We start from the raw sequence: 6,630 nt of genomic DNA, 5'->3' as shown, positions 1-6,630 counted from the left end.
TGCCTCTCGGCGGGGTAGTCCATCGCGCCCACGCCGATGATCGCGCCCTGCCCCGCCATGAGCCGGGGCACGGAGTGCACGGTCCCGATCGTCCCGGGGTTGGTCAGGGTCAGCGTCGTCCCGGCGAAGTCCTCTACCGCGAGCTTGCCCGCCCGTGCCCGGCGGACCAGGTCCTCATAGCTCGTCCAGAACTGTGCGAAGTCCAGGCGGTCGGCGTCCTTGATCGAGGGGACGAGCAGCTGACGGGAGCCGTCGGGTCGCGCGAGGTCGATGGCCAGTCCGAGGTTGACCTGCCCCGGGTCGACGAGGGTGGGCTTGCCGTCGACCTCGGCGAAGTGGGCGTTCATGGCCGGGATCGCCTTGACGGCCTGGACGACGGCCCAGCCGATGAGGTGGGTGAAGGAGACCTTGCCCCCGCGCGCCCGGGCCAGCTGGTTGTTGATGACCAGCCGGTTGTCGATCAGCAGCTTGGCCGGGACGGCGCGCACCGAGGTCGCGGTCGGGACGGTGAGGCTGGCCTCCATGTTGGAGACGACCCGCGCGGCCGGTCCGCGCAGCACCTGGCTCTGCGGTTCGTGGCGCGGTGGCTCGACGACCTGCAGGGGGGTCGTGGTCGGCGGGGTGAGCCCGACGGGCTCCGCCTGCGGCGGTACGGCGCGCGGCGCCGGCTTGGCCGAGGACCGTGGGACGCCGCCGACGGTCGGCTCCGGCGTCACCGCGTCGGACGCGGGGCTGCGGCCCGCCGGCGGAGTGGCCTCGGGGGTCGCCGCCGGTGCGGCGGCCGGCTCCGTGGCGGGCTCGGTCGCCCCCGGCAGCTCGTCGGTGGGCGCACCCGCGGGGAGCGTCGCGTCCGCGGGCTTGTAGTCGGCGAAGAACTCCCACCACGCCGGGTCGACGGAGTTCGGGTCGCTGAGGTACTGCTGGTAGATCTCGTCGACGAGCCACTGGTTGGGGCCGAACTCGGCTACCTGGCTGGACACGACGCGCGGCGCTCCTGCGAGTCTCCTGGCTGCTGGGAACGGGGCCGGCCGGGTCACGAGCCAGGAACGAGCGACCACCTGGGCCGGCGCACCAGCCTAGCCCCGCCACCTGTGTCGGGCCGCCGGCGGCGATGGTGCGCCGCGTCGCTACCCCGTCCGGGCGAGCCGGCTCAGGCGAAGGCGGCGAGGACCGCGGTGACCAGGCCGCCCAGGGTCGGCAGGTGGTAACCGCCCTCCTGGACGAGGACGCACGGCAGCCCCGTCGCGGCGAGGCGGGTCCCGGTGGCGCCGTACCCCTCGCTGCTGACCCGCAGCGGTGACTCCGGGTCGTCCATGGCCGCGTCGACGCCGAGGGAGACCACGAGCACCTGGCTGCGGTGCGCCGCCACCGCATCGAGCAGCTGGTCGATGCCGTGGAGCCACGTCTGGTCGCCGGCTCCGGGGGCCAGCGCGACGTTGCGGTTCGCCCCTGTTCCCGGACCACGTCCCGTCTCCTCGGCGAAGCCGGCGTAGTGCGGGAACCAGCCGGCCCCCGGGTCGACGTGGACCGAGGCGTAGAGCACCTCCGGTCGCTCGTAGAACACCGCCTGGGTGCCGTTGCCGTGGTGGGCGTCGACGTCGACGACGGCCACGCGCTCGTACCCCGCGCCGAGCAGGGCCGAGGCGGCGACCGCCGCGTTGTTCAGGTAGCACGAGCCGCCGTATGCCGCACGTGTCACGTGGTGGCCCGGGGGCCGGGTGAGGGCGTACGCGCTGCGCGCCCCGGCCACCACCAGGTCGACCGCGGTCAGTGCCGCGTCGACCGCGGCCCTCGCGGCGGTCCACGTCCCGGGACCGACCAAGGTCATGGTGTCGTAGCACCAGCGGCCAGCGCGGGCGTGCACGGCCGTGGGGTCGCGCACCGGGAGCCCCTGCAGCATGCCCTCGGTCGGGAAGACGTACGGCACGACGCGGTCCTGGCCGGCGAGGGCGGGGATGTCCGAGGCCATCCACTGGGCGTGCACGTCGCGCAGGTGGCGGACGAGGCCGCGATCGTGGACGGCCAGCAGGTAGGTGTCGTCGTGCGGGGTCGCGGCCACCTCGCTCGCCCCGGCGGCCAGCAGCGACTCCCGGATCAGGCTCGCCCGCCGCGCGACCTCGGTGCCAGGGGTGCTCACCCCCACCCAGACCTCGGCGCCCGGGACGTGGTCGAGGACTCGCTCGGTCCAGACGAACGGCAGGTGAACCTCGGCCACGGAGGGCCAGTCTGGCAGTGCGGTGCGGCAGGATGGGCCGATGCCGCGGGTTGCTGACCTACAGATCAGGATCGGCGACCTGCCACCGGGCCCGACGGGCAGCGTCGTGGACGTGCCCGGCGTGGGGTTGGGCCATGCGACGCTGTGGCGGGACGAGCCCGAGCCGCCGCTGGGCCGCGGCGTCGCCCGGACCGGGGTCAGCGTCCTGCTGCCCGCCCAGGACACCTTCCGACGGCCGGTCGTCGCGGGCGCCGCGGTGCTGAACGGAGCCGGCGAGTGCACCGGGCTGCTGACGGCCGGGGAGTGGGGCGTGGTGGAGACGCCGGTCTTCCTGACGTCGACGATGCAGCTGGGGCGTGTCTACGACGCGGCGTGCGAGCTCATGACCGAACGCGACCCGGGCGTGGCCGAGGACGTGGTCATCCCGGTGGTCGGGGAGTGCGACGACTCCTGGCTCTCCGACGCCCGCCGGATGCAGGTGACCCGCGAGGACGTCGCCGCCGCGTGGGCGGCAGCCGAGGCCTCCGTCGCGTCGACCGTCGCGCCGGCGGAGGGGTCCGTCGGAGCCGGCACCGGGATGATGTGCATGGGCTTCAAGGGCGGCATCGGTACCTCCTCGCGGCGTCTGTCCACCGGTCACATGCTCGGAGTGGTCCTTCTCTGCAACTTCTGGGGCAGTCGTGGCCGGCTGTGCGTCGACGGCGTACCGGTCGGGCGCCTCCTGCCACCGGACCCGGATCCGCCCGGACGGTCGCCAGCCGGCTCGTGCATCGGGATCGCGGTGACCGACGCCCCGTTGCTCCCCGACGAGTGCGAGCGCGTCGCCCGCCGGATCGGGCTGGGCATGGCGCGCGCCGGCTCGGTCGCCAACCACGGCAGCGGCGAGATCTTCCTCGGCATCTCGACCGGGCTGCGCTCCGACCGAACCGGGCGACTCGGCGGGGGCGAGCCGCTGCGTGGGTCTGCGGTCGACGAGCTGTTCGAGGCGGTCGTCGACGCATCCGAGGAATCGGTTCTCAACGCCCTGCTCTCCTCGGCTACGGTCGTGGGCCGAGGGGGGCACGTCAGCGAGGGTCTGCCCGTCGACGCGGTCCGGCGCCTCCTGGCGGAGCATGGCCGTGGCTGACGTCGAGGAGGGCCGCGTGGCGGAGGTCATCCGGCTCGACACCTATGTCCCGGTGCGCGATGGAGCGCATCTGGCCGTGTCCCTGTGGCTGCCCGACGAAGCGCTGGGCCCGCAGCCCTGCCTGCTCGAGGCGTTGCCCTACCGCAAGGACGACCTCACCGCGTCCTACCGGCCCGAGTACGTGCGGCTGTGCCGCGACTACGGCTACGTCGTCGCGCGCCTCGACCTTCGCGGCACCGGCAGCTCGGAGGGCATGGCGGTCGACGAGTACCCCGAGCAGGAGCGCGAAGACCTCGCCGATGTCATCGGGTGGATCTCCGAGCAGGCGTGGAGCACCGGCAACGTCGGGATGTTCGGGACGTCGTACAGCGCGTTCAACTCCCTGCAGATGGCGGCACAGTCCGTGCCGGCGCTCAAGGCGGTGCTGGCGATCTACGGCAGTGACGACCGCTACGCCGACGACGTGCACTGGATGGGTGGGGCCCTTCGGCTGCTCGACCTCGTCGACTACTGCCACTACATGACCGCGATGAACGCCCTGCCGCCCGTGCCTGCGGTGTGGGCGTCACGCCCGGCGGCGGGGGACGAGGACGCGACCGGCTGGCGCGAGGAGTGGCTGGCCCGGGTCGACGCCCACCAGCCCTGGCTGCTGACCTGGCTGGCCCACCAGCTCGACGACGAGTACTGGCGGGCGGGCTCCATCCGGGCCGACTACGCAGCGGTCTCGATCCCCGTGATGATCGTCGCCGGGTGGGCGGACGGTTACCGCAACAACACCTTCCGCACCGTCGCCGCGCTCGAGTCGGCCGGAACCCCGCATCGCCTGCTCGTGGGCCCCTGGTCGCACATGGCGGCGTCGACCTCCTATCCCGGCCCGCGGATCGACCTGGTGCCGGAGATGGTGCGCTGGTGGGACCGCTGGCTGCGCGGGATCGACAACGGGGTGGACCGCGAGCCGAGCGCCGTCTGGTACGTGCGCCGCCCCCACGCGCCGGAGCCGGACCTCGTCACGGTGCCCGGCGAGTGGCGCGCCGAGGACTGGCCCTCACCGCGCTCCGGCACCCGGGAGCTGACCCTGCTCGGGCGGCGCGCCTACCCGGTGGTCCCCGACGTCGGTACGGCGGCGTGGATCTCCTGCGCCGGTCACCTGCCGTACGGGCAGCCGCTGGACCAGCGTCACGACGATGCCGATTCCCTCACCTGGGACTTCGACGCCGTCGGCGTCGAGCTCGCGGGCAACCCGGTCCTGCGCCTGTCGGTCGCGACCGACGGGCTGGCCGCCACTGTGTCGGCGAAGCTGTGCAGCCTCGCACCCGACGGGACGTCGACCCTGATCACCCGCGGGGTCCTCGACCTGACCCGCCGCGGCGGGCTGGACCGCGCCGAGGCCCTCGAGCCCGGCGAGGCCTACGACGTCGAGATCGAGCTCGAGGCGACCGCCTGGCGCTTCGACCGCGGTCACCGGCTGCGCCTGTCGGTCGCGGGCGCCGACTGGCCCAACACCGTGGCCCCGCCCCGGCCGGTGACCCTCGACGTCCGCGGCGGCACGCTCGTGCTGCCGGTGATGGAGGGCCCCTCGCCGTACCCGGTCCCGACGTTCGTTCCCGGCGAGGAGGCCGACCCCGCCGAGGGCGAGGGAGTCACGTGGCGGGTCGAACGCGACGTGCTGCGGCGTGAGACGGCCTGCGTCGTGGACCACGGGTCCGAGTACGAGACGCCGTACGGCTCCGCGGTCGAGCGCTACTGGGGACGGGTCAGCGTGGACACGAGGACCTTCGAGCAGCGCGCCCAGGCCGAGGTGAGCTTCACGCTGCGCTTCGACGAGCCCGCGGTCGAGGTGGTGGTGCGCTCCCGGCTGGACGTGCGGGTCAGCGCCACCGAGTACGCCGTGCACACCGACGTCGAGTGCTTCGAGGACGCCAAGCCCGTGGCCGAGCGTCGCTGGCGGCGCGTCGTCGAGCGCCAGCCGTGACACGGGCCGGCTGGCCATCGGCTACCAGCCGCGGGTGCCCTCGCCGCCCTTGAAGGGGCCGACCACGTCGGAGGTGATCCAACCGCCGTAGAAGTCCCCCTCCTGGGCGAGCACCGGCTCGTCGTCCACGAAGCACGCGTCGACACGTCCGGGGTAGAAGGCGAGGTGGTCCCTGAGCCGCTCGTAGCCGGGCCGGGGGTCGGGGTAGGACCAGGCGGCGTCGACGCTGAGCGAGCCGTCCACGCGCAGCGACCAGTACGTCGCGAACCCCTTGAACTCGCAGAAGCTCTGACGCCCGGTGGGGGACAGCAGGTCGACGCGGACGTCGGCGGCGGGCAGGTACCAGGTCGGCGGGTGGCTGGTCTCGAGGACCCGAAGGGCGTGCACCGTGTCGGCCACGACGACGCCGGCGTACAGGACGCGGGCGCGGCGAGCGGACGGCTCGACCGACGGTGGGCGCGGGTAGTCCCAGACCGATTCCGGCGCGTTGCCGGCGTGCCCGGAGCCGCTCACCGCGGGGACAGAGCAGGGATCTCGGCCAGGGCGGCGAACCGGTACCCCTGGGCGCGCAGCTCGGGGACGAGCAGGCGGACGGTCTCGAACGTCAGGTTGCGCGGCTGCCACTCGGTGTGGTCGGCGGTGCTGTCGTGCATCAAGACGATGCCCCGGCGGGTGCTCTCCACGGCGCGACGATAGGTGGCGGCGCACGAGCGCGCACTCCGACCGTCGCGCCAGGCCGCCCAGTCCCGGCCGTCGATGTCCCACAACACGGGTCCGACATACCCGGCCGCCAGACCTCGTCGCGTGTTGAGCGCAGCCGCGACAGCGGGCGACCAGCTGCCGTAGGGCGGCCGGAAGAAGAGCGGTCCTTCCTGAGCGCGGATCAGGGCGTCGGTGGCCGCCACCTCGGACACCACGTCGAGGCCACCGGCGAGGGCGACCTGCAGGTCAGGGTGGGTGTGGGTGTGGTTGCCGACCGCGTGGCCGAGGGCGCGGACGCGCTCCACGACCCCGGGCAGAGCGGCCACCGGCTCGCCGCAGGCGAAGAACGTCGCCGGGACGGCCTCGTCGGACAGGTACTCGGCCAGCTCGAGGGTGCGCGGCCCCGAGCCGTCCGGCCCCGGTGCCCCCGGCCCGTCGTCGAAGGTGAGGCAGAGCGTCCCCTCGGGCAGGGACGAGCCGAGCAGAGGTCGGTCGATGAACACCTAGTCCTCCATGTCCTCCATGTCCTCCATGTCCTCCATGTCCTCCATGTCCTCCATGTCCTCCATGTCCTCCATGTCCTCCATGTCCTCCATGTCCTCCATGTCCTCCATG

Annotated in this window: 6 protein-coding genes; 2 read left to right on the top strand and 4 right to left on the bottom strand. The window is 73.4% G+C overall.

The window, feature by feature from the left end:
- A partial coding sequence (locus VMI11_03080; protein HTY71388.1) for a 2-oxo acid dehydrogenase subunit E2 occupies positions 1-980 on the bottom strand: 980 nt, incomplete at its 3' end.
- A gap of 170 nt (positions 981-1,150) precedes the next feature.
- Positions 1,151-2,215, bottom strand: coding sequence for a histone deacetylase family protein (locus VMI11_03075; GenBank protein HTY71387.1), 1,065 nt, complete (start codon positions 2,213-2,215; stop codon positions 1,151-1,153).
- A 40-nt stretch (positions 2,216-2,255) separates the two neighbouring features.
- Here VMI11_03075 and VMI11_03070 point away from each other — a divergent pair, with 40 nt between their 5' ends.
- Together VMI11_03070 and VMI11_03065 are read left to right on the top strand one after the other, a co-directional pair.
- The gene (locus VMI11_03070) at positions 2,256-3,341 is read left to right on the top strand and encodes a P1 family peptidase (GenBank protein HTY71386.1); all 1,086 of its coding nucleotides are present in this window, start codon (positions 2,256-2,258) and stop codon (positions 3,339-3,341) included.
- Positions 3,334-5,313: a CocE/NonD family hydrolase gene (locus tag VMI11_03065; protein HTY71385.1), complete on the top strand. Its 1,980-nt coding sequence runs from the start codon at positions 3,334-3,336 to the stop codon at positions 5,311-5,313. The genes VMI11_03070 and VMI11_03065 overlap by 8 nt, the downstream gene beginning before the upstream one ends.
- 21 nt (positions 5,314-5,334) lie before the next feature.
- Here the strand turns inward: VMI11_03065 and VMI11_03060 are convergent, their stop codons facing one another.
- Both VMI11_03060 and VMI11_03055 read right to left on the bottom strand, forming a co-directional pair.
- Positions 5,335-5,826 carry a DUF427 domain-containing protein gene (locus VMI11_03060; GenBank protein ID HTY71384.1) on the bottom strand — a complete coding sequence of 164 codons (492 nt, stop codon included), beginning with the start codon at positions 5,824-5,826 and terminating at the stop codon, positions 5,335-5,337.
- The gene (locus VMI11_03055; protein HTY71383.1) at positions 5,823-6,518 is read right to left on the bottom strand and encodes a polysaccharide deacetylase family protein; all 696 of its coding nucleotides are present in this window, start codon (positions 6,516-6,518) and stop codon (positions 5,823-5,825) included. Before VMI11_03055 ends, VMI11_03060 begins: the two co-directional genes overlap by 4 nt.
- Positions 6,519-6,630: the final 112 nt, after the last annotated feature.

Source organism: Actinomycetes bacterium (assembly GCA_035506535.1).
In the GTDB taxonomy this organism is placed as follows: Bacteria; Actinomycetota; Actinomycetes; order DATJPE01; family DATJPE01; genus DATJPE01.
The sequence above is the reverse complement of the archived record's forward strand: the minus strand, read 5'-3'. Positions and strand labels throughout refer to the sequence as shown.

Coding starts and splice junctions, on each gene's coding strand:
- VMI11_03070 (HTY71386.1), top strand. CDS start 2,256: ATGCCGCGGGTTGCTGACCTACAGATCAGGATCGGCGACCTGCCACCG.